The organism is Streptomyces sp. WMMC500 (genome assembly GCF_027497195.1).
Classification (GTDB): Bacteria; Actinomycetota; Actinomycetes; order Streptomycetales; family Streptomycetaceae; genus Streptomyces.
The window spans coordinates 5,258,637-5,284,973 of record NZ_CP114905.1 but is presented as its reverse complement, the minus strand read 5'-3'; the positions used below and the strand labels follow the sequence as shown (position 1 = coordinate 5,284,973).

The 26,337-nt window shown below is 73.8% G+C and carries 25 protein-coding genes; 12 read left to right on the top strand and 13 right to left on the bottom strand.

Annotation, left to right across the window (positions count from 1 at the left end; translation table 11 throughout):
* Positions 1-451: 451 nt before the first annotated feature.
* Positions 452-934 (bottom strand): CarD family transcriptional regulator, encoded by a 483-nt coding sequence (locus O7599_RS22815; RefSeq protein WP_018836077.1) that lies wholly within the window; start codon positions 932-934, stop codon positions 452-454.
* Between the two features lie 557 nt (positions 935-1,491).
* Between O7599_RS22815 and O7599_RS22810 the strand changes: the two genes are divergently transcribed.
* Positions 1,492-2,250, top strand: coding sequence for a hypothetical protein (locus tag O7599_RS22810; protein WP_281617466.1), 759 nt, complete (start codon positions 1,492-1,494; stop codon positions 2,248-2,250).
* A 123-nt stretch (positions 2,251-2,373) separates the two neighbouring features.
* Here the strand turns inward: O7599_RS22810 and O7599_RS22805 are convergent, their stop codons facing one another.
* Positions 2,374-3,054, bottom strand: a complete 681-nt coding sequence (locus O7599_RS22805) for a response regulator transcription factor (RefSeq protein WP_047016404.1) — start codon at positions 3,052-3,054, stop codon at positions 2,374-2,376.
* 88 nt (positions 3,055-3,142) lie between these two features.
* Complete coding sequence (locus O7599_RS22800) at positions 3,143-4,429, bottom strand: ATP-binding protein (RefSeq protein ID WP_281617465.1); 1,287 nt, start codon at positions 4,427-4,429, stop codon at positions 3,143-3,145.
* Between the two features lie 170 nt (positions 4,430-4,599).
* Here O7599_RS22800 and phoU point away from each other — a divergent pair, with 170 nt between their 5' ends.
* Complete coding sequence (gene phoU, locus O7599_RS22795; RefSeq protein WP_281617464.1) at positions 4,600-5,277, top strand: phosphate signaling complex protein PhoU; 678 nt, start codon at positions 4,600-4,602, stop codon at positions 5,275-5,277.
* 487 nt (positions 5,278-5,764) lie between these two features.
* Here the strand turns inward: phoU and O7599_RS22790 are convergent, their stop codons facing one another.
* Entirely contained in the window at positions 5,765-6,523 is a 759-nt protein-coding gene (locus O7599_RS22790) for a phosphoglyceromutase (protein ID WP_281617463.1), read from the bottom strand.
* Positions 6,524-6,663: 140 nt separating this feature from the next.
* Between O7599_RS22790 and O7599_RS22785 the strand changes: the two genes are divergently transcribed.
* From O7599_RS22785 to O7599_RS22755, 7 genes are all read left to right on the top strand, one after another.
* Entirely contained in the window at positions 6,664-8,034 is a 1,371-nt protein-coding gene (locus O7599_RS22785; protein WP_281617462.1) for an MFS transporter, read from the top strand.
* 72 nt (positions 8,035-8,106) lie between these two features.
* Positions 8,107-8,403 (top strand): hypothetical protein, encoded by a 297-nt coding sequence (locus tag O7599_RS22780; RefSeq protein ID WP_281617461.1) that lies wholly within the window; start codon positions 8,107-8,109, stop codon positions 8,401-8,403.
* Positions 8,400-9,602: a putative T7SS-secreted protein gene (locus O7599_RS22775; protein WP_281617460.1), complete on the top strand. Its 1,203-nt coding sequence runs from the start codon at positions 8,400-8,402 to the stop codon at positions 9,600-9,602. Before O7599_RS22780 ends, O7599_RS22775 begins: the two co-directional genes overlap by 4 nt.
* Positions 9,590-10,258, top strand: coding sequence for a hypothetical protein (locus O7599_RS22770; protein WP_281617459.1), 669 nt, complete (start codon positions 9,590-9,592; stop codon positions 10,256-10,258). The genes O7599_RS22775 and O7599_RS22770 overlap by 13 nt, the downstream gene beginning before the upstream one ends.
* A gap of 66 nt (positions 10,259-10,324) precedes the next feature.
* On the top strand, positions 10,325-11,185 hold the full coding sequence (locus tag O7599_RS22765; protein WP_281617458.1) for a class I SAM-dependent methyltransferase: 861 nt from the start codon (positions 10,325-10,327) through the stop codon (positions 11,183-11,185).
* A gap of 110 nt (positions 11,186-11,295) precedes the next feature.
* The gene (mshA, locus tag O7599_RS22760; RefSeq protein WP_281617457.1) at positions 11,296-12,630 is read left to right on the top strand and encodes a D-inositol-3-phosphate glycosyltransferase; all 1,335 of its coding nucleotides are present in this window, start codon (positions 11,296-11,298) and stop codon (positions 12,628-12,630) included.
* Complete coding sequence (locus O7599_RS22755; protein WP_281617456.1) at positions 12,623-13,141, top strand: YbjN domain-containing protein; 519 nt, start codon at positions 12,623-12,625, stop codon at positions 13,139-13,141. The genes mshA and O7599_RS22755 overlap by 8 nt, the downstream gene beginning before the upstream one ends.
* On the opposite strand, the gene O7599_RS22750 is transcribed toward O7599_RS22755, so the two are convergent.
* Entirely contained in the window at positions 13,107-13,778 is a 672-nt protein-coding gene (locus tag O7599_RS22750) for a TetR/AcrR family transcriptional regulator (protein WP_281617455.1), read from the bottom strand. The genes O7599_RS22755 and O7599_RS22750 overlap by 35 nt on opposite strands.
* 82 nt (positions 13,779-13,860) lie before the next feature.
* Here O7599_RS22750 and O7599_RS22745 point away from each other — a divergent pair, with 82 nt between their 5' ends.
* Positions 13,861-14,277: a VOC family protein gene (locus O7599_RS22745; RefSeq protein ID WP_281617454.1), complete on the top strand. Its 417-nt coding sequence runs from the start codon at positions 13,861-13,863 to the stop codon at positions 14,275-14,277.
* 24 nt (positions 14,278-14,301) lie between these two features.
* Here the strand turns inward: O7599_RS22745 and O7599_RS22740 are convergent, their stop codons facing one another.
* From O7599_RS22740 to mshD, 4 genes are all read right to left on the bottom strand, one after another.
* Complete coding sequence (locus tag O7599_RS22740) at positions 14,302-14,736, bottom strand: NUDIX hydrolase (RefSeq protein ID WP_281617453.1); 435 nt, start codon at positions 14,734-14,736, stop codon at positions 14,302-14,304.
* Positions 14,733-16,076 carry a hypothetical protein gene (locus O7599_RS22735; protein WP_281617452.1) on the bottom strand — a complete coding sequence of 448 codons (1,344 nt, stop codon included), beginning with the start codon at positions 16,074-16,076 and terminating at the stop codon, positions 14,733-14,735. The genes O7599_RS22740 and O7599_RS22735 overlap by 4 nt, the downstream gene beginning before the upstream one ends.
* Before the next feature lie 7 nt (positions 16,077-16,083).
* Positions 16,084-18,345, bottom strand: coding sequence for an RNA degradosome polyphosphate kinase (locus O7599_RS22730; protein WP_281623478.1), 2,262 nt, complete (start codon positions 18,343-18,345; stop codon positions 16,084-16,086).
* Between the two features lie 159 nt (positions 18,346-18,504).
* Positions 18,505-19,449, bottom strand: coding sequence for a mycothiol synthase (mshD, locus tag O7599_RS22725; protein ID WP_281617451.1), 945 nt, complete (start codon positions 19,447-19,449; stop codon positions 18,505-18,507).
* 231 nt (positions 19,450-19,680) lie between these two features.
* Here mshD and O7599_RS22720 point away from each other — a divergent pair, with 231 nt between their 5' ends.
* Positions 19,681-21,438 carry a bifunctional metallophosphatase/5'-nucleotidase gene (locus O7599_RS22720; RefSeq protein WP_281617450.1) on the top strand — a complete coding sequence of 586 codons (1,758 nt, stop codon included), beginning with the start codon at positions 19,681-19,683 and terminating at the stop codon, positions 21,436-21,438.
* A gap of 117 nt (positions 21,439-21,555) precedes the next feature.
* Complete coding sequence (locus O7599_RS22715; RefSeq protein ID WP_281617449.1) at positions 21,556-22,392, top strand: SAM-dependent methyltransferase; 837 nt, start codon at positions 21,556-21,558, stop codon at positions 22,390-22,392.
* A 75-nt stretch (positions 22,393-22,467) separates the two neighbouring features.
* Here O7599_RS22715 and O7599_RS22710 read toward each other — a convergent pair whose 3' ends face one another.
* The 4 genes from O7599_RS22710 to O7599_RS22695 form a co-directional block, all read right to left on the bottom strand.
* On the bottom strand, positions 22,468-22,890 hold the full coding sequence (locus O7599_RS22710) for an SSI family serine proteinase inhibitor (protein ID WP_281617448.1): 423 nt from the start codon (positions 22,888-22,890) through the stop codon (positions 22,468-22,470).
* 234 nt (positions 22,891-23,124) lie between these two features.
* Positions 23,125-24,567: a HAMP domain-containing sensor histidine kinase gene (locus O7599_RS22705; RefSeq protein WP_281617447.1), complete on the bottom strand. Its 1,443-nt coding sequence runs from the start codon at positions 24,565-24,567 to the stop codon at positions 23,125-23,127.
* The gene (locus O7599_RS22700; RefSeq protein ID WP_281617446.1) at positions 24,564-25,346 is read right to left on the bottom strand and encodes a response regulator transcription factor; all 783 of its coding nucleotides are present in this window, start codon (positions 25,344-25,346) and stop codon (positions 24,564-24,566) included. The genes O7599_RS22705 and O7599_RS22700 overlap by 4 nt, the downstream gene beginning before the upstream one ends.
* Entirely contained in the window at positions 25,309-26,322 is a 1,014-nt protein-coding gene (locus O7599_RS22695) for a trypsin-like peptidase domain-containing protein (protein ID WP_281617445.1), read from the bottom strand. The genes O7599_RS22700 and O7599_RS22695 overlap by 38 nt, the downstream gene beginning before the upstream one ends.
* Between the last annotated feature and the right edge of the window lie 15 nt (positions 26,323-26,337).

Sequence of the window (26,337 nt, the reverse complement as noted above, 5' to 3'; positions counted from 1 at the left end):
CGGCGCGCCGCATGCGAGCATACGCACGCGCGGCGCGGGAGCCTACGGCTGCCCCCGAATCCCGGGACGCTTTCAGCCTTCGGACGGACATGAAAGGACGAGCGGGGACAGACGGACGACCGAGACCAGCGACCGACGGAGAGCGAGCGCCTTTACGACACGCACCCGGCGAACAGCCGACGGCCGGCACCCGGCAGCGGCGCCGAACAGCGACACACACCGGCACCGAGCGGCGACACCGGACCACCGGCGCCGCAGAGATCCGGCCACAGAGCCGGCCCGTACACAGCCGAGCGGCCGCACCCGAGCGGACACAGCCCACAGGCACCTCAGGCGACCTCACCGGGCAGCCACGGCGGCACCCGGGGGACCGGGCGATTGCCGCAGCCGTCACGGCCACGGCGCCCCGAGGGGCACCGCCGACGTGACATGAGGCGCCGTCAGGCGCCGTTCAGGACGCCAGCACCTCGTCGAGCAGCGCTTCCGCCTTGTCCTCGTTCGTGCTCTCACACAGCGCCAGCTCGCTCACCAGGATCTGGCGGGCCTTGGCGAGCATCCGCTTCTCTCCGGCGGAGAGACCGCGCTCGCGCTCCCGGCGCCACAGATCCCGGACGACCTCCGCGACCTTGATCACGTCACCCGAAGCGAGCTTCTCCAGGTTCGCCTTGTACCGCCGGGACCAGTTGGTGGGCTCCTCCGCATACGGCGCACGCAGCACCTCGAAGACCCGCTCCAACCCTTCCTGGCCAACCACATCGCGTACCCCGACGAACTCGGCATTGTCCGCCGGCACGCGCACCGTCAAGTCGCCCTGCGCGACTTTCAGCACCAAGTAGGTCTTGTCCACACCTTTGATCTGGCGAGTTTCGATGGCCTCGATCAGCGCGGCCCCGTGATGGGGATAGACCACGGTGTCGCCAACCTTGAACGTCATGTGACAGGTACCCCTTCCGTGGCTATCCAGGGTAACACGGCACAGGCCGCTTCTGAATGGCGTTTTCGCAGGTCAGGGCCCGTCTCGGGGCTTGACAAGCGACCCTGGAACGTGCTTCGCCCCGCGCCGGAATCATGGTTTCCGCAGGTGGGATGGCCTCTGCCCGAAACCGGAAACGCGAAGGTCACGTGCCGCCGGAAGGCTCGGCACGGCTACGATCGTCCCGATTTGTCGGAGTCGACCGGTGAAGTCACACTGCTCCGTTCGGCCGATCACGCACGAATCCGGCCGGATTCCCGGAATTGATCACGCGGGCTGTGATCGATATCCGCGTTCTCCCTCCGCCGGCGTTCCCCTGCTTCTTCCAACACCGCATCCCGCGCAGATATTGCCGGGCATTAGCACTGCCGTACGCGCGGACGTGAGCGACGGCGCCGGGGGCGCGAGAGGGCGGGTCGGGTCCGTGCCCCCGGAAGGGGGTCGGTACTGTTCCCCCCAGCACCAACGTCACCGCAGCCAAGCCGAACCGGCCTTCACGTCCAAGGAGATGCCGCCCCGTGAGCAGCAGCATTCGACGCGGCACGCTCGCCGCGACCGCCCTCGCTCTCTCGCTCGCCGCCCTGACCGCGTGCGGGGCGGGCAACAACGCCGAGACCCTGAAGATCAACCCGGACAACGCGCGTGTCACCGCGGGCGACATCAGGATCCAGAACGCGGTGGTCATCACCCCGCGGGAGGCCGAAGGGCCGGCCGCGGTCTCCGCGCGCATCTTCAACAGCGGCGCCCGCGACCAGACGCTGGACCGGCTGACGCTCGCGGACAACGGGGAGGAGCTGGAGCTGTCCGGCGAGAACGCGCAGGGCGGCGTCGTGGTGCCGGCCGGCGGCTCGGTGATGCTGGGCGGCGAGGGTAACGCCTCGGCGGTGCTGCCCGACGGGCACGACGCCGGGCAGGGCACGACGAAGAAGCTCTCCTTCGAGTTCAGCGGGGAGGGCGAGGTACGGCTCTCCGCGTTCGTCGTCGCGGACGAGGGTGAGTACGCGCCCTGGGCCGCGACCGAGTCGCCGAGCCCGGTGGAGACCGGGACCTCCTCCCCCGACGCCGAGCCGGGCGAGACGGGTGAGACCGGAGAGCCCGGCGAGGACGCGGGCACGGGCACGGACGCCGCCGAGGGCACGGAGAGCACCGAGGGCACGGACGGCACCGGCGACGCCTCGACGCCGCCGGACGCGGACGCCACGGAGAGCGCCACCGACGGCACCGCGGGCACGGAGGACGAGGCGGCTTCCTCGGACACCCCGGTCAGCGAGCACTGAACGAACGGGCCCCGGCGCCCCGGCGCTGCCGCGCGCCGGGGCCGGGTGCCCCTCCGTTCCGTACGGCGCAAGCGCCGTTTCGTACGGCGCACGCGCGCACGCGCTTCCGCCGTACGGGGCCGGTTACGGCTCGAACTTGTAGCCCAGGCCGCGGACCGTCACCAGATACCGCGGCGCGCCGGGGTCCGGCTCGATCTTCGCCCGCAGCCGCTTGACGTGGACGTCGAGGGTCTTGGTGTCGCCGACGTAGTCGGCGCCCCAGACCCGGTCGATGAGCTGCATCCGGGTCAGCACCCGGCCGGCGTTGCGCAGCAGCATCTCCAGCAGGTCGAACTCCTTCAGCGGGAGGTCGACCTTGTCGCCGGCGACCGTGACGACGTGCCGGTCGACGTCCATCCGCACCGGGCCGACCTCCAGGGCCGCCGGCTCGGCCTCCTCCGGTTCGCCGCGGCGGCGCAGGACCGCGCGGATCCGGGCGACCAGCTCCCGGGAGGAGAAGGGTTTCGTCACGTAGTCGTCGGCTCCTATCTCCAGCCCGACGACCTTGTCGATCTCGCTGTCCTTGGCGGTCACCATGATGACCGGAACGTTGGACCGGCCGCGCAACTGGCGGCACACCTCCGTGCCGGGCAGCCCCGGCAGCATGAGGTCCAGCAGCACCAGGTCGGCGCCGTTGCGGTCGAAGTCGTCGAGCGCCTCGGGGCCCGTGGTGGCCACGGCTACCTCGAAGCCCTCCTTGCGGAGCATGTACGACAGTGCGTCGCTGAACGATTCTTCGTCCTCGACGACGAGAACCCGGGTCACGCTCTGACCTCCGAGGTGGATGGACAGCACGGGGTTGGGGGAGCCGGGCGGCGACGGACGACGCCGCGCCGGGCGGTGGGCACGCGGGTCACGGGATGACCTCCGGAGCTGTGTCTGACGCGTCGGTCCCGTCGAGCCGTAGCCGGTCCTCGCCGTCGAGGTCCTCCGGCCCGATGAGAGCTCCGCTGCGGTCGGTGTCGGGCCGGCCGATCTTCGGACGTGCGGCCTCGGGCAGCCGCAGGGTGAAGGTGGAGCCCTGGCCCTCAGCGCTCCACACCGTGACCTCCCCGCCGTGCGAGGCGGCCACGTGCTTGACGATGGCGAGACCGAGGCCGGTCCCGCCGGTGGCCCGCGAGCGCGCCGGGTCGACCCGGTAGAAGCGCTCGAAGACCCGCTCGCGGTCCTTCTCGGAGATGCCGATCCCCTGGTCGGTGACCGCGATCTCGATCAGGTCGCCGCCCGTGGCGGGCAGCTTGCGGGCCGCGATGCCGACCCTGGTACGGGCCGGGCTGTAGTTCACGGCGTTCTCCACCAGGTTGCCCAGGGCCGCGGCGAGCTGGCCGCGGTTGCCCCAGACGTGGAGTCCGTCGCTGCCGCCGCTGGCGATGGTTATCTGCTTGGCGCCGGCCTGCTGCCGGCACCGCTCCATGGCCTCGCCGACCAGTTCGTCGACCCGTACCGGCTCGGCGTCCTCCAGCGGGTCGTCGTTCTGCACCCGGGAGAGGTCGATCAGCTCCTGTACGAGGCTGGTCAGCCGCGTCGCCTCGCCCTGCATCCGGCCGGCGAACCGCTCCACCGCCTCGGGGTCGTCGGCGGCGTCCATGACCGCCTCGGAGAGCAGGGACAGCGCGCCGACCGGGGTCTTCAGCTCGTGGCTGACGTTCGCGACGAAGTCGCGGCGGACGGCCTCGATGCGGCGGGCCTCGGTCATGTCCTCGACCAGCAGCAGCACGAGCCGGGAGCCGAGCGGCGCGACGCGGGCGGAGACCGCCAGCGCGCCTCCCCCGGACGCGATGCGCCCGCCGCGCCGGGGCAGGTCCAGCTCGACCTGCCGTATCTCGCCGTCGCGGCGCGTGTCGCGGGCCATGGCCAGCATCGGCTCGACGGCCAGCCGGCCGCCGCGGACGAGCCCCAGGGCGTACGCCGCGGAGCTGGCCTTGACCACGGCGTCGTCCTCGTCGAGGACGACGGCGGACGAGCGCAGGACGGAGAGCACGGTGTCCACACCGGGCGGCAGCACCGCGGCCGTGTGCAGCGAGGTGCGCGTCGGCCGGGCCTGCTCACGCTCGCTCCACCGGAACGCGAGCACGGCGATGACGCCGGTGCACAGCCCGGCCAGCGCCGCCGCCGCGGCGACCGCCGCGTTCACGTCCATGACTCCAGGTTAGGCACCTCGCCAACCCCTTCCACAGCCATCCGGGTGCGGTCTCGAGGACTGGTCGCCAAGAGTTCACTCTCAGGTCGGTCTCGATTCACTGAGTAGCGCATCCTCCCCTGCATGGTGGATGCTGCATAAATCGGCAAAGAGGATGGACGGACACTGGGATGCGGGACTCTTACCACGAGGAGCTCGACTCGATCGGCGAGGGCCTCGTCGACATGGCCCGGATGGTCGGCTCCGCGATGGGCCGTGCCACCGCGGCGCTGCTCGACGCCGACCTGCAGCTCGCCGAGAGCGTGATCGCGGGCGACGAGAAGGTGGACGACCTGCAGCGCGAGCTGGAGACGCGGGCCATCCAGTTGCTCGCCCGGCAGCAGCCCGTGGCCACGGACCTGCGCATCGTGGTGACGTCGCTGCGGATGAGCGCGGACCTGGAGCGCGCCGGCGACCTGGCCAAGCACGTCGCCAAGCTCGCCCGGCTGCGCTACCCCGGCCGCTGCATCCCCGACGACCTGCACGCCACCGTCCTGGAGATGGGGCAGCTCGCGCAGCGGCTGATGGCGAAGACCGCGGAGGTCATCACCACCAAGAACGTCGACCTGGCGCTGGAGCTGGAGCAGGACGACGACAGGATGGACTACCTGCACCGCAAGATCTTCCAGCACCTGATGGACGACCGCTGGAAGCACGGCATCGAGACCGCGGTGGACGTGACGCTGATCGGCCGCTACTACGAGCGCTTCGCCGATCACGCCGTTTCGTGCGCGGGCCGCGTGGTGTATCTGGTGACAGGCGAGCACGTCGACGAGCTGAGCCCCACGGCGCCGGTCGAAGGGGCGTAGGCGCCCGGAGCACGGGGCACGGCCCCCGCGCGCGCCGGGCGCGCTCGGAGGCGGCTCGCGCGCCGGGCGCGGCATCCGGGGCGTACGGCCGTACGAAGGCCGCGGATGCATCCGCGCGCCCGCATGTGCGCCCCGCCCGCCGGGGCAGCCTCCTGAAGGAAGGGAACACCCTGCTAGGAGGTCCCGCATGCCGGACGAACCCACCTCCCGCGCCCGTGCCGCCCCCCGCACCACGGCACGGCCGCCGCGGATGCGCCCGAAGATGACCCCGCTGCCGAGGCTCAGCTCCTGCGGTTGCGGCTCCGGCTGCTCCTGCGGGTGCCAGTCCGGCGGGTCGTGCAACTGCGGCGGGAGCTGCGGCTGAGCCCCCCGGACGGGCTGAGCCCCCGGACGACGCCTGCGACGAGACTCCCGCAGCCCCTGCCCTGACGACGCCGGGCAGGGGCTGCGGTGTGTGCGCGCGGGCGGTGTGCGGGCGGCGGGGCCGTTACTTCTTGCCCTGGTTCGCCACGGCCTGGATCGCCGAGGCCGCCGCCTCCGGGTCGAGGTAGGTGCCGCCGCTGCCGACCGGGCGGAGGTCGGCGTCCAGCTCGTACGCCAGCGGGATGCCGGTGGGGATGTTCAGGCCCGGGATCTCCTCGTCGGAGATGCCGTCGAGGTGCTTGACCACCGCCCGCAGGCTGTTGCCGTGCGCCGCGACGAGCACCGTCCGGCCGGCCTGGAGGTCCGGCACGATGCTGTCGTACCAGTACGGCAGAGCCCGCTCCAGCACGTCCTTCAGGCACTCGGTCCGCGGGCGCAGCTCGCTGGGGACGTGCGCGTAGCGCGCGTCGTGCGCCTGCGAGAACTCGCTGTCGTCGGCGAGCGGCGGCGGGGGGGTGTCGTACGAGCGGCGCCAGGTCATGAACTGCTCCTCGCCGAACTCGGCGAGCGTCTGGGCCTTGTCCTTGCCCTGCAGCGCGCCGTAGTGCCGCTCGTTGAGCCGCCAGGAGCGCGCCACCGGGATCCAGTGCCGGTCGCAGGCGGTCAGGGACAGGTTGGCGGTCCGGATGGCGCGCTTGAGCAGCGACGTGTGGACGACGTCCGGCAGCCAGCCGGCCTCGCGCAGCAGTTCCCCGCCGCGCACCGCCTCCTTCTCGCCCTTGTCGGTGAGGTTCACGTCCACCCAGCCGGTGAACAGGTTCTTGGCGTTCCAGTCGCTCTCTCCGTGGCGGAGGAGGATCAGCTTGTACGGTGCGTCGGCCATGGCTCCGAGCCTAATAGAGCGGCCTTCCCCGGCTGCCGCGGGCCCGGATTGACGGCAGCCGTCAATTCGGTGGCGGAACGGCGCCCCCGCTTCGTAATATCCAGTCACTTGCCGCGCCGCTTACATCCGGGGGTTCCGCCGTGCCCGTCACCCGCATCGGACGTGCCACCCGCGAGACCGTCTCCGGCCTGCCCCGCGAGTTCTGGTGGCTGTGGACGTCCACGCTCGTCAACCGGCTCGGCGGCTTCGTCGCCACCTTCATGGCCCTCTACCTCACGCAGGAGCGCGGCCACTCCGCCTCGTACGCCGGCCTCGTCGCCGCGCTGTACGGGCTGGGCGGCGTGATCTCCTCGCTCGGCGGCGGCGTACTCACCGACCGCCTCGGGCGCCGCCCGACGCTGATGCTCGCCCAGTCCTCGACCGCCGTGACCGTCGCGGTGCTCGGCTTCACCACCCACCCCGTGGCCATCCCCGCCGTCGCCTTCGCCGTCGGCATGGCGTCCAACGCCTCCCGGCCCGCGGTGCAGGCGATGATGGCGGACATCGTGCCGCCGAAGGATCGCGTACGGGCCTTCTCGCTCAACTACTGGGCGATCAACCTGGGGTTCGCGATCTCGTCGGCCGGCGCCGGCTTCATCGCCGAGTACAGCTACCGGGCCGGCTTCCTGATCGAGGGGGCCCTGACCCTCGTCTGCGCGATCCTCGTCTACGTCAAGCTCCCGGAGTCCCGGCCGGAACGCCCCGCGGGCGCCGCGGGCGAGGCGGCGGACTCCGTGCGCCTGGGCACGGTGGTGCGCGACGGGCGCTTCATGGGGGTCGTCGGGCTGTCGTTCCTGATCGCGCTCATCTTCATGCAGGCGTACGTCTCGCTGCCGGTGGCGATGGGCGACCAGGGCTTCTCCAGCTCGGACTTCGGGGTCGCCATCGCCGTGAACGGCGTGCTGATCGTCGTGATGCAGATACCCGTGACCCGGGTCATCGAGCACCGCGACCCGCGGATGCTGCTGGTCGTCTCCTCGCTGCTGGCCGGGTACGGGTTCGGGCTCAACGTCTTCGCCGGGTCGGTCGCCGTGTACGCGCTCGTCGTCTGCGTCTGGACGCTCGGCGAGATCGTCAACGCGCCGACGCAGACCAGCATCGTCGTCCGCCTCTCCCCCGTGCACGGCCGCGGGCGGTACCAGGGGATGTACACCACGTCCTGGGCCGTCGCGTCGCTGGCCGCCCCGCTGCTGGGCGGGTGGGTCATCGACGCGGCCGGGGCGGGGTGGCTGTGGGCGGGGTGCGCGGGGGTGGGCACGGTGGCGGCGGCGGGGTACGCGCTGCTGATGCGCGGGCTGCCGGCACAGGACCCGGTTCCGGAGCCGGCGGGAGAGCCGGTGGGGGATCCGGCCGGGAAGCCGGTGCCGGATCGCGTCGCGGAGCAGGTGACGGATCCGGCCACGGAGGCGCGCGCCGGATCGGCCGGACCGGCCGAAAAGGCCGCCCCGGAATCCTCCGGCACACCCGCGTAGCAGCCTCACGCGTCACACGGGTAGCGTCAGCCCCTCGGAAGAGCCCGCCGTTCCGGTCCGAGGGGGACGCACGTGTCCGACCTGTACATCGACAACGACATGCTGAAACGCGTCCGCCACAACCTGGCCCACATCGGCGAAGTCCTGGACAAGCCGGCCCGGGCCATGGCTGACGTGGACGCGAAGGCCATGGGGGCCGTGGCGCTGGAGCGGCGCATGGACGAGTTCGGCGACGAGTGGTCGTACGGTTTCGGCCAGTTGCGTAAGTTCGCCAAGGGCGCCGTCGAGGCGCTCGACCAGATCGAGAAGGGCTTCGCCGACCTCGACAAGGACCTGGCGGCCGCCCTGTCCGAGGCGGCGCGGAAGTGAGCGCCCCCACCGCCGCGGACTACCCCACGCTGGGCTTCGTGCCCTGCCCCGGCGACTACGAGACGGCCAAGGACACCGCCGCCACGGTCCGGCGCACCTCCGACGCGCTGGGCGAGATATGCCGGGTCCTGGAGGGCGCCGACGAGGGCGACTGGCGCGGCAAGGCCGCCGACGCCTTCCGCGCGCTGCTCGCCGACGACTTCCGCCCGAAGGTCAAGGACGCGTACAGCGCCTTCTCCACGGCCCGTACGGTGCTCACCGACTGGGCCGAGAACATCGACCGCCAGCAGCGCGCGGCGGCGCGGCTGGAGGAGGAGGCCGCCGAGCTGGAGCGGACGGCGGACGCGGAGGCGAAGAAGGAGGAGGAGAAGCGGGACGAGGGCGGGGAACGCGGCGCGGACCAGGAGTCCGGCGGGTCCGGCGGGTCCGGCGGGTCCGACGAGGATCCGCTCGCCGACGTACGCCGCCGGGCGCGCAGCCTCGCGGACGACTACGAGCAGGAGGGCCGCGAGGCCGCAGGACGGCTGCAGAAGGCCCTCGACATCGCCCCGAACGAGCCCGGCTTCTGGGACAAGCTCGGCGACGCGGTCGGCGGGGCGCTGGAGGCCATCGGCCAGGCCGTGATGGACCCGATGGGCACGCTCAAGGAGCTGGCCCCGCTCTTCAAGACGCTCGGCGACATCGCCGGCCTGCTCAGTACCGTCACCGGACTGCTCGCGCTCGTCCCCGGGCTGCAGTTCCTCGGCGCCGCCTCGCTCGCGCTCGCGGGTGTGGCGCTCGTCGCGCACTACCTCTCCGCGGTCGGCACCACCGGCAGCTTCCTCAAGGCCCTCGCCACCAAGGACGTCATCCTGGACGCGGTCGGCTTCGGCCTCGGCAAGCTCGGCGCGCGCTTCGGCGACGAGATCCTGGCCGCCGCGAAGGCGAGCAACCAGCCGACGCGGATGGTCGCCCAGCTCGGCGGCCGGCTGCCGGCCATGGAGCTGCCGCAGGGCTACTTCCAGCTCGCGCGCGGCGCCTCGTACAGCATGAGCGTGCGCGAGTTCGGCATGCGCACCGGCCAGTACTTCACCACCTGGACCGGCAACGCGTTCACCGCCGAGGGCTCGCACGACACCATCGACACCGCCGGGAAGCTCCTCACCTGGGACTTCGGCGCGCTGACGAACAGGGACACGGTGGCGCCATGGGCACGCTGACCCCCGGCCGGATCCGGTTGTACGCGCCGGCCGACTGGTTCGACCTGATGGCCGACGGCGGCGACCGGGAGGCGACGCGGGCCCGCTGCGCGGAGCTGGTGCGGCTGACGTACCCGCGGACGGCGGCGGAGCGCCGGGAGCAGTTCACCGACGCGCTGGTGGCGTGGCACGACGTGCTGTACGCGGACGGCGTGCTGATGAACGGCATCGTCACGGCGCCGCTGCCGAGCAGCGGCGAGCAGGCCGCGTGGCTGGTGTTCGCGGGCGTGGTCGAGGTGCCGGAGAGCCCGTCGGACCTGGACCTGGGCGAGCTGATGACGTCCGTGTTCGCGGAGCACTACGACGCGGCGCCGGCGTACACGGAGGCGTACGCGACGGACATGGGGATGGGGTTCGGCTTCGTGGCGCAGCCGGCGCTGCCGCCGGCGGCGGTGGCGGAGGTGGGCGAGGAGGCGGCCGCCGATCCCGTGCAGGTGGGGCTCGCGGGGGCGCTGGCCACGCCGGTCGGCGGCGGGCTGGGGCTGCTGGTCGTCGGTACGAGCCTGAACCCGCTGCAGGCGGGGGAGCTGGCGGGTCTGGTGGCGGTGATCGCGGGCCGGTCGGTGTTCGTGGACGAGGCGGCGGAGGCGTCCGAGGCGCACGGGGCCGCGGGGTAGCGGGACGGCGGAGCTCGTCGCGCGCGGCCGGCGGCCGGGCGGCGGGCTGCTCGTACGCTGGAACCCATGGCCTCTCAGCAGCGGCCCCGGCGACCCGTCTCCGGTGCGCCCGGCGCGCGCTCCGCGCGGCCGGTCGGGGCCGTGACCCGCGGGACGACCAACCCCAACCGGCTGCGCCGCATGGACCGCTGGATCGCCGCCGCCCACGGCGGCGCCCTGCGCCGCACCGCGCGCGCCACGGGCCGGGCCGTCGCCGTCGACCTCGGCTACGGGGCCGCCCCCTGGACCGCCGTCGAACTGCTGGAGCGGCTCCGTACGGCCTGCCCCCGGGCCGAGGTCGCCGGCGTGGAGATCGACCCGGAGCGGGTCGCGGCGGCGCGGCCGTACGCGCGCGAGGGGCTGACGTTCGTGCGCGGCGGCTTCGAGGTCCCGCTCCCCGGCGGCGCCCGCCCCGCGCTGATCCGGGCGGCCAACGTGCTGCGGCAGTACGCCGAGGAGGAGGTCCCGGCGGCGTGGGCGCGGCTCACGGACCGGCTCGGACCCGAGGGGCTGCTGGTCGAGGGCACGTGCGACGAGGCGGGGCGGCGGCACGTGTGGGTGGCGCTGGGCCCCGAGGGCCCCCGCACCGTCACGTTCGCCGCGCACCTGGCGACCCTCGACGCGCCCTCGGACCTGGCGGAGCGGCTGCCGAAGGCGCTGATTCACCGCAACGTCGCCGGGGAGCCGGTGCGCGCGTTCCTCCGGGACTTCGACCGCGCGTGGGCGACGGCCGCCCCGTACGCGCCGCTGGGCGCGCGGCAGCGCTGGATCCGCACCGCCAGTGCGCTCTCGGCGGACTGGCCCCTGGCGGACGGGCCCGGCCGCTGGCGCCAGGGCGAGCTGACGGTGGCGTGGCCGGCGGTGGCGCCGCGGGGGTGGGTGTCGTAGCGCCTGCCGCGGGTACCCGGCGGGCTGCTCCGCGGGGAATGAACGCGCCGGCCCGGGTGTTGTCGCTCCACGGCGGGGAGGACGGCGATTCCGAGGAGGAACCAGCAGCCGTGAGCCACCACCTGTCCCGGTTCCGCGCGCTCGCGCGGCACCGGAGGCCGCGTCGCGTCGCCATGCTCTCCGTGCACACCTCGCCCCTCCATCAGCCCGGCACGGGCGATGCCGGGGGCATGAACGTCTACATCGTCGAGCTGGCCCGCCGGCTCGCCGAGATCGGCGTCGAGGTCGAGGTCTTCACCCGCGCCACCACCGCCGCCCTCCCGCCGGCCGTCGAGCTGGCGCCCGGGGTGCTCGTGCGGCACGTGGACGCCGGGCCGTACGAGGGGCTCGCCAAGGAGGACCTGCCCGCGCAGCTCTGCGCGTTCACGCACGGCGTCATGCAGGCCGAGGCGGGTCACCGGCCCGGCTACTACGACCTCGTGCACTCCCACTACTGGCTCTCCGGCCACGTCGGCTGGCTCGCCGCCGAGCGCTGGGGCGTGCCGCTCGTGCACGCGATGCACACCATGGCCAAGGTCAAGAACGCCGCCCTCGCCGCGGGCGACCGCGCCGAGCCGCCCGCCCGGGTCATCGGCGAGAGCCAGGTGGTTCGGGCCGCGGACCGGCTCGTCGCCAACACCGACGACGAGGCCCACGACCTGATCCACCACTACGACGCCGACCCCGCCCGCGTCGCCATCGTGCGCCCCGGCGTGAACCTCGACGTCTTCCGCCCCGGCGGCGCGGGCGAGTCCCGCGCGGCGGCCCGCGCCGCGCTCGGGCTCCCGCAGGACGCCTTCGTGCCGCTGTTCGCCGGCCGCATCCAGCCGCTCAAGGCGCCCGACGTGCTGCTCCGCGCGGTGGCGCTGCTCCTCGACCGGGAGCCGGCGCTGCGCGAGCGGCTGGTGGTGCCGGTGGTGGGCGGGCCGAGCGGGAGCGGGCTGGCCAAGCCGGAGGCGCTGCAGAAGCTGGCGGCGCGGCTGGGAATCTCCCACGTCGTACGGTTTACGCCGCCGGTGGCGCAGGAGTCGCTGGCGCGCTGGTTCCGGGCCGCTTCGGTGCTCGTGATGCCGTCGTACAGCGAGTCGTTCGGGCTGGTCGCGCTGGAGGCGCAGGCGTGCGGGACGCCGGTGGTGGCGGCGGCGGTCGGCGGGCTGCCGGTCGCGGTCCGCCACGGCGTCACCGGGCTGCTGGTCGACGGCCACGACCCGGCGGACTTCGCCGCCGCGCTCGGGCGGCTCGCCGCCGACCCGGCGCTGGCCGGCCGGATGGGCGCGGCGGCGGCGGGGCACGCGGCGGGCTTCGGCTGGGACGCCGCGGCACGCGCGACGGCCGACGTGTACGCCGCCGCGATCGCCGGGCACCCCGGCGGCGTACGACCTCGCCTACGATCGCCGCATGGCTGAGGCAGCGCACACGGACACGACCGCGGTGAGCAAGATCGTCGAGGACACCCTCCGCGAGGCCGGGATCGACTACGAGTCGCCCGCGGAGGGGACGTACGTCGCCTCCCTGCCCGGCACCCGGAAGCTCTCGACGACCTGCCAGCTCATCGTCGGCCGGCACTCCCTGTCGGTTAACGCCTTCGTGATCCGCCACCCGGACGAGAACGAGGCCGGTGTCCACCGCTGGCTGCTGGAGCGCAACACGCGGCTGTACGGGGTGAGCTTCGCCGTCGACCGGCTCGGCGACGTCTACCTCGTCGGGCGGCTGCCGCTGGCCGCGGTGACGCCGCAGGAGCTGGACCGGGTGCTGGGCACGGTGCTGGAGACGGCGGACGGCAGCTTCAACACGCTGCTGGAGCTTGGGTTCGCGACGGCGATCCGCAAGGAGTACGCGTGGCGTACGGCGCGCGGGGAGTCGACGCGGAACCTGGAGGCGTTCACGCACCTGACGGGCGAGGGCGCGCAGCAGTAGCGCCCGGCGCGGTCACGCCCGGAGCCGTGACGCCCGGAGCCGTACGGAGCGAGTCCAGCATCCGCGCCAGCGCCGCCCAGGTGTCGGCGAGGTCGTCCGGGCCGGCGTCGGCCGCCAGCCACAGCGCGGCCTCGTTCATCGCGCCCGAGAGCAGGTGCGCCAGCGGCGCCACCGGCTGCGGCGCCACGACCCCCGCCGCGACCAGCTCCGTCAGCGCCTCCGTCAGATGCCGCGCCGACGCCGCCTCGTCCATCGCCCGCCACTCGCTCCACCCCAGCACCGCGGGCCCGTCGACGAGCATGATCCGCTGCAGCTCGGGGTCCGTGCTCGCGGCGAGGAACTCGCGGCAGCCCGCGATCAGTTGCTCCCACGGGTCCGCGTGCCGCTCCGCGGCCTCCGCGACCCGCCGGCCGACCTCCTGCTGCACCTCCTCCAGCACGGCGCGGAAGAGGTCCGCCTTGCCGTCGAAGTGGTGGTACAGCGCGCCCTTCGTCACGCCGGACGCGCGCACGATCCCGGCCAGCCCCACGGCACCGTAGCCGCGGCTCGCGAACAGCCGCCTGCTCTCGCGCAGCAGCGCCCGCCTGGTCTGCGCCCGCTGCTCCGCCCTCACGCCGCCGCCTCCGCGCCCGGTCATGCGCACCCCGTCCCCATTTGACGTACCGATGGTACGCGAACTACGGTCTTCACATACCGATGGTACGCGAAAGGAGTCGGCCATGGAGCTGACCAGCTTCTATCCCGTGATCGGCACGCGCCGACTGACCGAGTCCCGGGACTTCTACGTCCGGCTGATGGGCTTCGAGGTGACCTTCGAGGCGGACTGGTACGTGAGCCTGCGCCGGCCGGGTGACCCGCCGTACGAGCTGGCCCTGCTCGACCCCGCGCACCCCACGGTCCCCGAGGGCCACCGCGTGTCCGCACGCGGGCTGCTGCTCAACTTCGAGGTCGCGGACGTGGACGCGGAGTGGGAGCGGCTCGTCGGACGCGAGGGGCTGCGGCCCGAGCTGGAGCTGCGCAGCGAGGACTTCGGGCAGCGGCACTTCATCGTCGCGGACCCGAACGGGATCCTCCTCGACGTGATCACGCCGATCCCGCCGAGCGGGGAGTTCGCCGGGCAGTACGCGGCGCCGTAGGAGCCCCCCGGCCGCAGGGATCCCTCAGGCCGCCTCGGACGGCAGCGCCGCCAGCAGCGCGTCGACGAGGGCACGGTCGTGGCCGTGGCTCAGCCTGCGCCGGGCCGCGTCCGGCGGCAGCCAGACGACGCGGTCCACCTCGTCGTTGGGGACGAACGCGCCGCCGCGGGTCCGCGCGGCCCAGTAGCGGACCTCCTTGGGCCGGCCGTCGGCGACCCGGTAGTGGGTCGTGGGCAGCGGTACCCCGGGCTCGCAGGCCATGCCGGTCTCCTCGGCGACCTCGCGGAGCGCCGCCGCCAGGGGCTCCTCGCCCTGCTTCAGCTTGCCCTTGGGGTGGGACCAGTCGTCGTACTTGGGGCGGTGGACGAGGGCGATCTCCAGCCCGCCGGGCACCCGGGGTGCGGTACGCCACAGGACGCAGCCCGCGGCGCGGATCAGATCGGTCCGGTGCTCCTTCACTCCTGCTCCCCTCTCGTCTGCCAGAGCGTGCCGAAGGTGAAGCGCGCGGCTTCCACCTCGTGACGCTGGTCGGCGTGCAGGACGCCGAGCGCGTAGGCGGTGGCGGGGGCGATCCTCGGGGTCGCGGCGGCGGAGGCGGCAGCGGCGGCGGCCTCGACGGCCTCGCGGTCGCGGTCGAGCGCGGCGCCGGCGGCGGGCAGCGGCGGGCCCGCGGGGCGTACGGGGACGGTGCCGGGCGGGCACGCCGCGAGCAGTTCGGCGGCGTGCCGGGCACGCCGGACGAGCGCGTGCACGTGCCGCCAGGGGGCGTCGTCGCGGTCGTCGTCCGCGACGGAGGCACCGGCCCTGCGGGGGGCGGCGAGACCGCGGGCGAGGGCCGCGGCGTTGTACGGGCGGCCGGCGCGGGCCAGCGGCAGCGCGGCGACGGCGGCGGCCAGCACGCGGCGCAGCTCGTCGTGGTGCTCGGGCAGCGCGACGACGGGCCGCCGGGCGGCGCCGGTCAGCGGCGCGTCGGAGACGAGCAGGGCGACGGCGTCGGCGAGCGCGTGGTAGCGCGCGGAGGTCAGCGCGTCCAGCGCCTCGGAGTGCGCCCGGCTCCGCGCGAGCCCGAGCCGCCGCTCCAGCAACGCCCCGGCCCGGGCGGCTCCCACCGCCCGCGGAGCGCCGGAGGCCGCTGCCCCGCGCGCCGAGGGGGCCGCGGACGCGGACGCGGCGGACGCGTCGGGGGCGTGGCCGGCGGACCTGTCCCGCGGCCGGCCGCCGCGGGTCGCGTACGCGGGCGCGGTGCGCGCACCGCCGACCGGCCGCCGTTCCGCGGCGGTACCGGCCCGGGTGTCGCGGGCGGCGGCGTCCGTACCGACGCCTGCGTTCGCGGGCGCGGCTTCGCCGTCGCCCCGCGCCCCGGGCACCGCGCCGCCGGCGCGCAGGGCACCGGCCGCGTCCGCGGCCCCGTTACGCAGCCCCGGGCCTCGCTCCGCCCCGGCCGCCGGGTCCGGCTCGTCCTCGCCCGACAGCCTGCGCAGCGCCCCGACCAGCCGGTCGCGCCGGGCCGCGTACACGTGCTCACGCATGACCGTGGCGCCCAGCCAGTACAGCTCGCCCTCCAGCCGCTGCGCCCACTCCGGGTCCAGCAAAGTGCCGAAGCTCCCCAGCGTGTCCGCGATGCGGAACGCCGCGTCGTGGACCGCGCCCGCCACGGCGGCGGCGCCCTCCTCGGCGCCCGCCTCCTGCGCGGGGAGGTCCCGCAGGCCGCGGAGCAGCTCCGTCGCCTGCGTGCTCAGGTACCGCGCGAGCACTTCGCCCGCGGCGACCGCGCCGCCGCGCGCCGCCGTGGCCGTCACGGATGTCTCATGCCGCGATGACACGCCGGCGCCTCCGGGCGTCGATGAGCATTTCCTGTACGTTCGCCAGCCTGCCGCCGGCGTCGTCCACCGAGTTGCGCGTCCAGTCGCCGTTCGAGTCCAGGTGCCAGGAGTCGACGGTGTCCGACATCCCCGTCTCCACCAGCCGGTTCAGCGCCTCCCGGTGCGCCGGGTCCGCGACCCGGACCAGCGCCTCGATGCGCCGGTCGAGGTTGCGGTGCATCATGTCCGCGCTGCCGATCCACACCTCCGGCTCGCCCCCGTTGCCGAAGGCGAAGATCCGGGAGTGCTCCAGGAACCGGCCCAGGATGCTGCGTACCCGGATGTTCTCCGACAGACCCGCGACCCCCGGCCGCACCGCGCAGATGCCGCGGACCCAGATGTCGACCGGCACGCCCGCCATCGACGCCCGGTAGCAGGCGTCGATGACCGCCTCGTCGACGATCGAGTTGACCTTGATGCGCACGTACGCGGGCTGGCCGGCCCGGTGGTGCGTGATCTCGCGGTGGATGCGCTGGACCAGACCCTCGCGCACCGACGTCGGCGCGACCAGCAGCCGGCGGTAGTTCTCCCGCCGCGAGTAGCCGGAGAGCCGGTTGAAGAGGTCGGAGAGGTCGGCGCCGACCTGCGGATCGGCCGTCAGCAGGCCCAGGTCCTCGTACAGCCGGGCGGTCTTCGGGTGGTAGTTGCCGGTGCCGACGTGGCTGTAGCGGCGCAGGTTCTCGCCCTCCTGCCGGACGACGAGCGACAGCTTGCAGTGCGTCTTCAGCCCGACGAGCCCGTACACGACGTGGCAGCCCGACTCCTCCAGCTTCCGCGCCCACTTGATGTTCGCCTGCTCGTCGAAGCGCGCCTTCAGCTCCACCAGCACCAGCACCTGCTTGCCGCTCTCCGCCGCGTCGATGAGGGCGTCGACGATCGGCGAGTCGCCGGAGGTGCGGTACAGCGTCTGCTTGATGGCCAGCACGTCCGGGTCGGCCGCGGCCTGCTCCAGGAACGCCTGCACGGAGGTGGAGAAGGAGTCGTACGGGTGGTGCAGCAGCACGTCGCGCTCGCGCAGCGCCGCGAAGATGTCGGGCGCGGACGCCGACTCGACCTCGGCCAGATCCCGGTGCGTGCCCGCGATGAACTTCGGGTACCTCAGCTCCGGCCGTTCCTGCGTCGCGATGCCGAAGAGCCCGGTGAGGTCGAGCGGTCCCGGCAGCGGGTAGACCTCGGCCTCGGAGATCTTCAGCTCGCGCACCAGCAGGTCCAGCACGTACGGGTCGATGGACTCCTCCACCTCCAGCCGCACCGGCGGCCCGAAGCGGCGCCGCATCAGCTCCTTCTCCAGCGCCTTCAGCAGGTTCTCCGCGTCGTCCTCCTCGACCTCCAGGTCCTCGTTGCGCGTCACCCGGAAGGTGTGGTGGGCGAGGACCTCCATCCCCGGGAAGAGGTCTTCGAGGTGCGCGGCGATGACGTCCTCCAGCGGGACGAACCGCTGCGCGCCGCCGACCGTGGCGGTCTCCAGGAACCGCGGCAGCAGCGGCGGCACCTTCACGCGGGCGAAGTGGCGGTGGCCGCTGACGGGGTTGCGGACGACGACCGCGAGGTTCAGGGACAGTCCCGATATGTACGGGAACGGGTGCGCCGGGTCGACGGCCAGCGGGGTCAGCACCGGGTAGATCTGCTGCCGGAAGAGGGTGAAGAGCCGGGCCTGCTCCTTCTCGCCCAGGTCGGCCCAGCGGATCAACTGGATGCCCTCGTCGGCCAGCGCCGGCTGCACGTCCTGCTGGAAGCAGGCGGCGTGCCGCGCCATCAGCTCCCGCGAGCGGTTCCAGATCAGGTCCAGCACCTCGCGCGGCTGCAGCCCGGAGGCGGAGCGGGTGGCGACGCCGGTGGCGATGCGGCGCTTGAGGCCGGCGACGCGCACCATGAAGAACTCGTCCAGGTTGCTGGCGAAGATCGCCAGGAAGTTCGCGCGCTCCAGCAGCGGGGTGGCCGGGTCCTCGGCCAGCTCCAGCACGCGCTCGTTGAACGCCAGCCAGCTTCGCTCGCGGTCCAGGAAGCGGCCCTGGGGCAGCTCCTCGTCCGCCTCCCGCTCGGCGTAGTCGTCGGCGTCGGCGTCGATGTCCGGGTCGATCTGCTGGGCGGCCCGCTGCATGGCGGGGGCCACCGCGTGCGGGCGGCGGGCGGCGATCGAGCCCACCGACGGCTGGGCCGGCTGCGCGGGCTGGGCGGAGGTGACCAGGGGCGAGCTGTCGTCCATGTCCCCATTCTCCCGCGCCTGGGCCTGACCCGGCACGGTGGAGAGGTTCGCGGCGGAGCGCTGCATCCATCGATGCTCGCAACCGAGGTTGAACCGACGGTAACGACGCGACTAACCCTCGGGTGACAGTGGCTGCGCGCCCCGGGTCCGACAGGCCCCCTAGCCCTCCGTGCGGTACATCAGGTCGGTCTCGTGGGTGCGGAAGCCCATGCCCTCGTAGACGGCGACCGCCGGGGCGTTGTCGGCGTCCACATAGAGCATGGCCGTCGGCATGCTGCGCTCGTACGCCAGATGGCGCAGCCCGATCGTGGTCAGCGCCTTGCCGAGCCCGCTGCCCTGCGCGTCGGGGTGCACCCCCAGGACGTACACCTCGCCGAGCTGCTCCGCGCTGTGCACCTTCGTCCAGTGGAAGCCGACGACCTTGCCGGACCGCTCGGCGAGGAAGAAGCCGCGCGGGTCGAACCACGGCTCCGCCATCCGGTCGTCCAGGTCGGCCTGGGTGAGCGAGCCCTGCTCCGGGTGGTGGGCGAAGGCGGCGGCGTTGACGGCGAGCCACTCCGCGTCGTCCTCGCCGGGCCGGAACGTCCGCACCGTGATCCCCGCGGGCAGCCGCGCCTCGGGCGCGCCCTCGCCGGCGTACCCGGCGAGCGGCATGCGCAACTGGCGCAGCTCGCGGAAGAGGGTGAGGCCGAGCAACTGCGCCAGGTGCCGGGCCGCGGGACCGCCGCCGTGGGCCCACAGCCGCATCCGCTGGCCGGACTCGGTGAGCAGCGCGCGCCCCAGCGCCCGGCCATGGCCGCGGCGGCGGTACGCGGGGTGGACGACCAGTTCCGCGGCGGGCGGCTCGACGGGGTCGGTCTCCTCCAGTTGCGCGTAGCCGGCCGGCTCCGTGCCCTCGTGGAGGAGGAGGTGCTTGACGCCGTCGCGGTGACCTCTTCGGAGGGTGAGCCGGCCCTGCTCGGAGACGGCCTGCCGGCCGTCGGTTTCGGCGGCGGCGTCGATGATGCCGAGCACGGCGTGGGACTGGGACGGCGTGAGCTCGTCGAGCACGTCGATGCGCCTGCCGCGCGGCTTCCCCGTGTCGGTCGTACCGGACTCCGTCATGGAGAAAGCCTAAGGCCAGCCGAACGTCCGACAGGCTTGGGGAATCGTTCAGTGTTTGTTGGGGACGTGCTACGCGCGTCGACCCTATGCTGCCGAGCGGTGTTTCCGCGTCGCGCCGAGGGGGCGTTCATGGTGAGGTCTCGAAGAGCACAGCGGGCAGGCTGGGTTCGTACGACAGGCGGTACGGGACGAAGGGGGCGCCGGGCGGCGGCAGCCGGGGCCGCGCTCGCGGTGGCCGGGAGCCTCTTCGCCGCCGCGCAGCCGGCGGGCGCGGACGGCACGGACCGGCCGGACCGGGACCACGGCTACGGCCGCACGGTCGACGTCCAACTGCTGTCCTTCAACGACTTCCACGGCAACCTCGAACCCCCGCAGGGCTCCTCGGGGCAGGTCACGGAGCTCCAGCCGGACGGCTCGAAGAAGACCATCGCCGCCGGCGGCGTCGAGTACCTCGCCTCCTCCCTGCGCGACGCCCGCGCGGGCAACCCGTACTCCGTCACCGCCGCCGCCGGCGACCTCGTCGGCGCCAGCCCGCTGATCTCCGGCCTCTTCCACGACGAGCCCACCGTCGAGGCCATGAACGGCCTCGGCCTCGACGTCGCGGGCGTCGGCAACCACGAGTTCGACGAGGGCCTCGCCGAGCTGCGGCGCCTGGCGGACGGCGGCTGCCACCCCGAGGACGGCTGCTACACCGACGGCCGCACCTACGAGGGCGCCGACTTCCCCTACCTCGCCGCCAACGTCACCGACGAGAAGACCGGCGAGCCGGTCCTCGACCCGGTGTACGTCTGGAAGAAAAAGGGCGTGAAGATCGGCTTCATCGGCGTGACGCTGGAGGGCACCCCCGACATCGTCTCGGCCGAGGGCATCAAGGGCCTGGAGTTCCACGACGAGATCGAGACGCTCGACACGTACGCGAAGCAACTGCGCAGCCAGGGCGTGGAGTCCATCGTCGCGCTCGTCCACGAGGGCGGCTTCCCCGCGGCCTCGGCGGGCGGCGCGTACAACTACGACTGCGACACCCCCGGCCCGGGCGCCGGCATCTCGGGGCCGGTCGCCGAGATCGCCAAGGGGACGACGGCGAGCGTCGACGCCTTCGTCACCGGCCACACCCACCAGCCGTACGCCTGCACCATCCCCGACCCGGAGGGCAAGCCGCGCAGCGTCACCTCCGCGTCGTCCTTCGGCCGCCTCTACACCGACACCACGCTGACGTACGACCGCCGCAGCGGCGACATCGTCCGCACCGCGACCAGGCTGCCGCACGCCCGGAACCACGTGGTCGACCGCGAGCAGCCGAAGGCGCCGGACATGACCTCGCTGGTCGAGGAGTGGAACGCGCTCGCCGCGCCGATCGCGGCCAAGCCCGTCGGCTACATCTCCGGCGACGTCCCGCGCGCCGGCACCGAGTCCCCGCTCGGCGACCTCATCGCCGACGCGCAGCTCGCCCACGCCGAGACCCTCGACGAGGGCGCGCAACTGGCGCTGATGAACCCCGGCGGGATCCGCGCGGACCTCACGTACGCGGCGTCCGGCGGCGAGGGCGACGGGGTCGTCACGTACGGCGAGGGCTTCACGGTCCAGCCGTTCTCGAACACCGTGAACCTGACCAGCCTCACCGGCGAGCAGCTTCTCCAGGTGCTCCGCGAGCAGGTCAGCGGCGCCAACGAGGCGTCGCCGAAGGTCCTGCAGCCGTCCGCCGGGCTGACCTACACCCTGGACCTCACGAAGTCCGGCGCCGACCGCGTCGTCGCCGACTCGGTCCGGCTCGACGGGCAGCCGCTGGACCCGGCGGCCACGTACCGGGTCGCCGTCAACTCCTTCCTCGCTGGCGGCGGCGACGGCTTCCCCACCCTCGCCGAGGGCACGGACCCGCTGGTCGGCGGGGACGACCTGGCGGCCCTGGAGAGCTACCTGACCGCGAACTCCAGCGCGGAGGGGCCGCTGGCGCCGCCGGCCGCCGACCGGATCACGGTGGTGGGGCAGTAGCAGCCCTCCGGGCTGAGCGACGGGGTGAGCGGCGGGGCCGTCGGAACGGCTGCGCCGCTCACCCCCTTCTGCTGTGATGGTCCCCCGGCGCAGCCCCCTCCCGGCAGGATGGTCACGATGAGCAGCAGCGAGGACGCCGCACCTCCGGTGGTCGACCCCACCGTGCCGCACGCGGCACGGATCTGGAACTACTGGATGGGCGGCAAGGACAACTACGAGTCGGACGTCGCCGCGGGCGACGCGGTGGCGCAGGTGTACCCGGACATCGTCACCATGGCCCGGGAGTCCCGCCGGTTCCTCATACGCGTCGTGTCCCACCTGGCGCGGGAGGTGGGGATCCGGCAGTTCCTGGACATCGGCACCGGCCTGCCCACGATGCAGAACACCCACGAGGTGGCGCAGCGGATCGCGCCCGAGTCCCGCATCGTGTACGTCGACAACGACCCGCTGGTGCTGACGCACGCCCGCGCCCTGCTGGTCAACACCAGCGCCGAGGGCGCGACCTCCTACGTGCACGCCGACTACCACGACCCGGAGCGGATCCTCGCCGGCGCGGCGGACACCCTGGACCTCACCGAGCCGGTGACGGTGATGTTCATGGGCGTGCTGGGCTACGAGCCGGAGCTGACCGAGCTGCGCCGCATCGTGGGCCGGGTCCTGGCGGCCCTGCCGTCGGGCAGCCACCTGGTGATGTGGGACGGCACCGACACGGGCGAGGCCGTCGTCGAGGGCGGCGAGAAGCTCATCGAGGCCGGCGGCGTCCCGTACCACCTGCGCGGCCCGGACGAGCTGGGCCGGTGCTTCGAGGGGCTGGAGCTGGTGGAACCGGGCATGGTGCCGATCACGCTCTGGCGGCCGGAAGAGCCGGCGGCGGGCGCGGGGGCGGCGGACGCGGCGGGCGCGGACGCGCCCCGGCCGATCGACGCGTACGGCGCGGTGGGGCGCAAGCCGTAGCGCGGCGGGCCGCCCGGCGGCGGGCCGCCGCGCCGTCCGGACCGGCGGGGACGTGGACGGGCCCTGGAACGGGCCCTAGAAGTGGAAGACGTTCCCGCCGGTCGCGAGGTCCGCCGTGCAGGGGTTGGGGAAGACCTCGGAGACGTAGTCGACGGTCTTGCCGCGCCAGGTGCCGGTGGCGCGCAGCTCGACCGGCTCGTACTGCATCGTGCACGCGCCCTGCTTGTCGGTCAGGTCCTCGAACCGTCCGTCGACCTTCGCCAGGTCCGTGCAGGCCGACTCCGCCGCGGGGTGCGTGCCGCCGACGGGTTCGCAGTTCAGGTACGTGAAGCCGCCCTTGGCGCGATCGGCGACGTACTGCGTCGTCAGCCGCAGGTGCGTGGCGTCGAACGGCTCGGGCAGCGGGCGCTCGGCGGAGGCGGTGGAGGCGGCGGTCAGCGGCAGCAGCACGGCGGCGGCGGTGGCGGCCAGGACGGCGGCGAGGGGCCGGACGGTCATGGGGGGTTTCTCCTCGGCGGGCGTGGGCGTACGGCGTCTGGCAGTCAGAGATACCCCAGTCGGTCAGCAGCGCGCGGCACCGTCACCCGAAGGAGGCATGTCCTTCGATTCCGTTGCCCTGCCCCGTACGGGTGCCGTCGCCGGTGACGCGGCTCCGCGCCCACTGCGCCGAACGGCCCCGCGCCGAACGGCCCCGCGCCCGCCTCCTGTCCAGGCCGAACGCCCGCGCCCGGGCTACCCCGGCCGCCCCGGCTCCCGCCCCCGGATCGCGGCTAAGGACCCCGGCGGCGGCTCCGGCGCCCCCGGCAGCCGCAGCAGCGCCTCCGTCCCGCCGCCGGCCGCCGGCCGCAGCTCCACGGTGCCGCCGGCCTGCTGGACCGTACGGGCCACGATCGAAAGACCGAGCCCGCTGCCCGGCCGGCTGCGCGCGGACGGCGAGCGCCAGAACCGCTCGAAGACGTGCGGCAGCTCCGCCTCCGGGATGCCGGGGCCGTGGTCGCGCACCCGCAGCAGCCCGTCGCCGCCGAGCCGGACCCCGACCCGACCGCCGGCGGGCGAGAACTTCACGGCGTTGTCGAGCACGTTGACCACGGCCCGCTCCAGCGCCGCGGGCTCGGCCCGGACGAACCAGGGCGCCAGCTCCGCCTCGATCCGCACCTCCGGCGCCCGCAGCCGCACCCGCCGCACCGCCCGCTCGGCGATCCCGTCCAGCGCGACGACTTCGAGCTGCGCCCGGTCCGGCGCCGCGTCGGGCCGGGACAGCTCCTGGAGGTCGCCGATGAGCGCGGCCAGCTCGGTCATCTGCGCGGTGACGGACTCCAGCAGCTCCCTGCGCTGCCGCGGCGGCAGCTCGCGGCCGGACTCCTCGCTGCGGGCGAGCAGCTCGATGTTCGTACGCAGCGAGGTCAGCGGCGTCCGCAGCTCGTGCCCGGCGTCGGCGATGAGCTGCTGCTGCCGCTCCTGGGAGGTGGCGAGGGCGGCGGTCATGGCGTTGAAGGAGCGGGACAGCCGGGCGATCTCGTCGTCGCCCTCGACGGGGATCTCGACGGCGAGGTCCTCGGTACGGGCGATGTGCTCGACGGTGTGCGTCAGCCGCTCCACGGGGCGCAGGCCCGCGCGGGCGAGCGCCACCCCGGCGACGCCGGAGGCGACGACGCCGCCGGCGGCGAGCAGAGTGAGGACGAGGGCGAGGGTGTCGAGAGGGTCGGTGACCTCGCTGAGGGGACGGCCGACGGTATAGGCGACGCCCGGGACCCGGGGCCAGGGGCGCGTGAGCACGCGGTACTCGGTGCCGTCGTCGGCAGTCGTGTCGTGGGCCGCCCAGTCCAGCTCTCCGCCGGCGACCCGGGTGTCCTGCCCCCGGACCTCGACGAGCCGTTCGCCGTTCTGGTAGCACCGCTGGCCGTCTTCCAGCACAAGCTGCACCGTCGGGCCGCTCGGCGTGAACGGTCCGGTGGCGTCCGGCACCGACTGGCGGCACTGGAGCCTGCCGTTCTCGATCTGGATCCCGGACGCCGGCTCCGTCTTGGTCAACTCCTCGTCGAGCGACGACAGGAGCTGCGAGCGCACCAGGAACCACGCCGCCACCGCGCACGCCGCCACCGCCACCGCCACCGCGGCCGCGGTGAGCAGGGCCAGCCGCGAGCGCAGCGGGAGCCGGCCGAAGCGGGAGGTCACCTGCCGCCCGCCCGGCTCTTCCCCTCCGGGGCGCGCAGGACGTAGCCGACGCCGCGCACCGTGTGCACCAGCCGGGGCGCGCCGCCGGCCTCCGTCTTGCGGCGCAGGTACATGACGTACACGTCGAGGGAGTTGGAGCTGGGCTCGAAGTCGAAGCCCCAGACGGCCTTGAGGATCTGCTCGCGCGTGAGCACCTGCCGCGGGTGCTGGAGGAAGAGTTCCAGCAGCGTGAACTCGGTGCGGGTCAGCTCCACCGGCCGGCCGCCGCGGGTGACCTCGCGGGCGGCGAGGTCCATCCGCAGGTCGCCGAACTCCAGCGTCTCGGAGGCGTCGGGCGGCTCCGCGCCGCCGCCGTCGGCGTACGCGCGGCGGCGCAGCAGCGCGCGGATGCGGGCGAAGAGCTCGTCCAGCTCGAACGGCTTGACGAGGTAGTCGTCGGCGCCCGCGTCGAGCCCCGTCACGCGGTCGCCGACGGTGTCGCGGGCGGTGAGCATGAGGATGGGCACCCGGTCGCCGCCGGCCCGCAGCCGGCGGGCGGCGGTCAGCCCGTCCATGCGGGGCATGAGCACGTCGAGGACGACGAGGTCGGGCCGGTACGACACGGCTTTGTCGAGGGCGTCCAGGCCGTCGACGGCGAGTTCGGTCCCGTAGCCCTCGAAGGCGAGGCTGCGCTCCAGCGCCTCGCGCACGGCCGGCTCGTCGTCGACGATCAGGATGCGCTGCTGCTGCTCGGTCACGGCCTCAATTGTTCCTGAGGTCGTCGAGGATGTGCTTGACATCGTTGATGGGGATGGCGAAACCGAGCCCGACGCTGCCCGAGGAGGAGTCCTCCGGCGGGGTGTACATGGCCGAGTTGATGCCGACGATCCGGCCCTGCATGTCGACGAGCGCACCGCCGGAGTTGCCGTGGTTGAGCGAGGCGTCGGTCTGGATGGCCTGGTACGTGGTCGTCTCCGAGCCGAGCTCCCCGTTGTACTGGCCGCCGCCGAAGCCGAACGGCCACTGGCCGCCGCCCCGCGGCTGCTGCTGCTCCGGCTCCTTCTCGACGGTCACGTCGCGGTCGAGCGCGGAGACGATGCCGCTGGTGACGGTGCCGCTCAGGCCCTCGGGCGAGCCGATGGCCACGACCTGGTCGCCGACCTTCAGGGAGTCGGAGTCGCCGAGGACGGCGGGCTTGAGGCCGCTCTTGCCCGACACCTTGACGAGGGCCATGTCGAGGTCGGGGTCGGTGCCGACGACCTCGGCGGACGCGGTGGACCCGTCGCTGAAGGTGACCTGTACCTGCTGGGCGCCGGAGACGACGTGGTTGTTGGTGAGGATCTCGCCGCTCTCGCTGACGACGACCCCGGACCCGGTCGACTGCCCGGCGCTCGAGGACGCCTGGATCTCCACGACGCTGGGGCTCACGGCGGCGGCGACGCCGGCGACGGTGCCGTTGCTCCCGGCGGACACCTGCGTCCCGCTGGCGGCGCCGGCGGCGCTGCTGCTGCTGCTCGTACCGGACGAATCGGTCAGCTCCCCGACGAGCGCGGCGCTGCCGCCCCCGACGATGGCGGCGACGAGCGCCGCGGCGGCGAGCAGCCCGAGGGGGCCCTTGGCCCGGCGGCGCCGCGGTGGCCCCGCGGGGGGCGGCGGCGGGGCGCCGAACCCGGCGAACCCGCCGTGCGCGCCCTGCCCGCCGGCGAGGGTCTGGGGGTGGCCCGCGGCGGCCCCGTCGGCGGCCTGGATGCTGGTGCTGTACGTGTGCTCCGTCATGTCCCCGACGATCCC

Bases quoted from the DNA above. Each gene is read 5' to 3' on its own strand.
- O7599_RS22815 (WP_018836077.1), bottom strand. From the start codon at position 934: ATGACGTTCAAGGTTGGCGACACCGTGGTCTATCCCCATCACGGGGCC.
- O7599_RS22800 (WP_281617465.1), bottom strand. From the start codon at position 4,429: ATGGACGTGAACGCGGCGGTCGCCGCGGCGGCGGCGCTGGCCGGGCTG.
- phoU (WP_281617464.1), top strand. From the start codon at position 4,600: ATGCGGGACTCTTACCACGAGGAGCTCGACTCGATCGGCGAGGGCCTC.
- O7599_RS22790 (WP_281617463.1), bottom strand. From the start codon at position 6,523: ATGGCCGACGCACCGTACAAGCTGATCCTCCTCCGCCACGGAGAGAGC.
- O7599_RS22770 (WP_281617459.1), top strand. From the start codon at position 9,590: ATGGGCACGCTGACCCCCGGCCGGATCCGGTTGTACGCGCCGGCCGAC.
- O7599_RS22765 (WP_281617458.1), top strand. From the start codon at position 10,325: ATGGCCTCTCAGCAGCGGCCCCGGCGACCCGTCTCCGGTGCGCCCGGC.
- O7599_RS22755 (WP_281617456.1), top strand. From the start codon at position 12,623: ATGGCTGAGGCAGCGCACACGGACACGACCGCGGTGAGCAAGATCGTC.
- O7599_RS22750 (WP_281617455.1), bottom strand. From the start codon at position 13,778: ATGACCGGGCGCGGAGGCGGCGGCGTGAGGGCGGAGCAGCGGGCGCAG.
- O7599_RS22745 (WP_281617454.1), top strand. From the start codon at position 13,861: ATGGAGCTGACCAGCTTCTATCCCGTGATCGGCACGCGCCGACTGACC.
- O7599_RS22730 (WP_281623478.1), bottom strand. From the start codon at position 18,345: ATGGACGACAGCTCGCCCCTGGTCACCTCCGCCCAGCCCGCGCAGCCG.
- mshD (WP_281617451.1), bottom strand. From the start codon at position 19,449: ATGACGGAGTCCGGTACGACCGACACGGGGAAGCCGCGCGGCAGGCGC.
- O7599_RS22715 (WP_281617449.1), top strand. From the start codon at position 21,556: ATGAGCAGCAGCGAGGACGCCGCACCTCCGGTGGTCGACCCCACCGTG.
- O7599_RS22710 (WP_281617448.1), bottom strand. From the start codon at position 22,890: ATGACCGTCCGGCCCCTCGCCGCCGTCCTGGCCGCCACCGCCGCCGCC.
- O7599_RS22700 (WP_281617446.1), bottom strand. From the start codon at position 25,346: ATGTCAAGCACATCCTCGACGACCTCAGGAACAATTGAGGCCGTGACC.
- O7599_RS22695 (WP_281617445.1), bottom strand. From the start codon at position 26,322: ATGACGGAGCACACGTACAGCACCAGCATCCAGGCCGCCGACGGGGCC.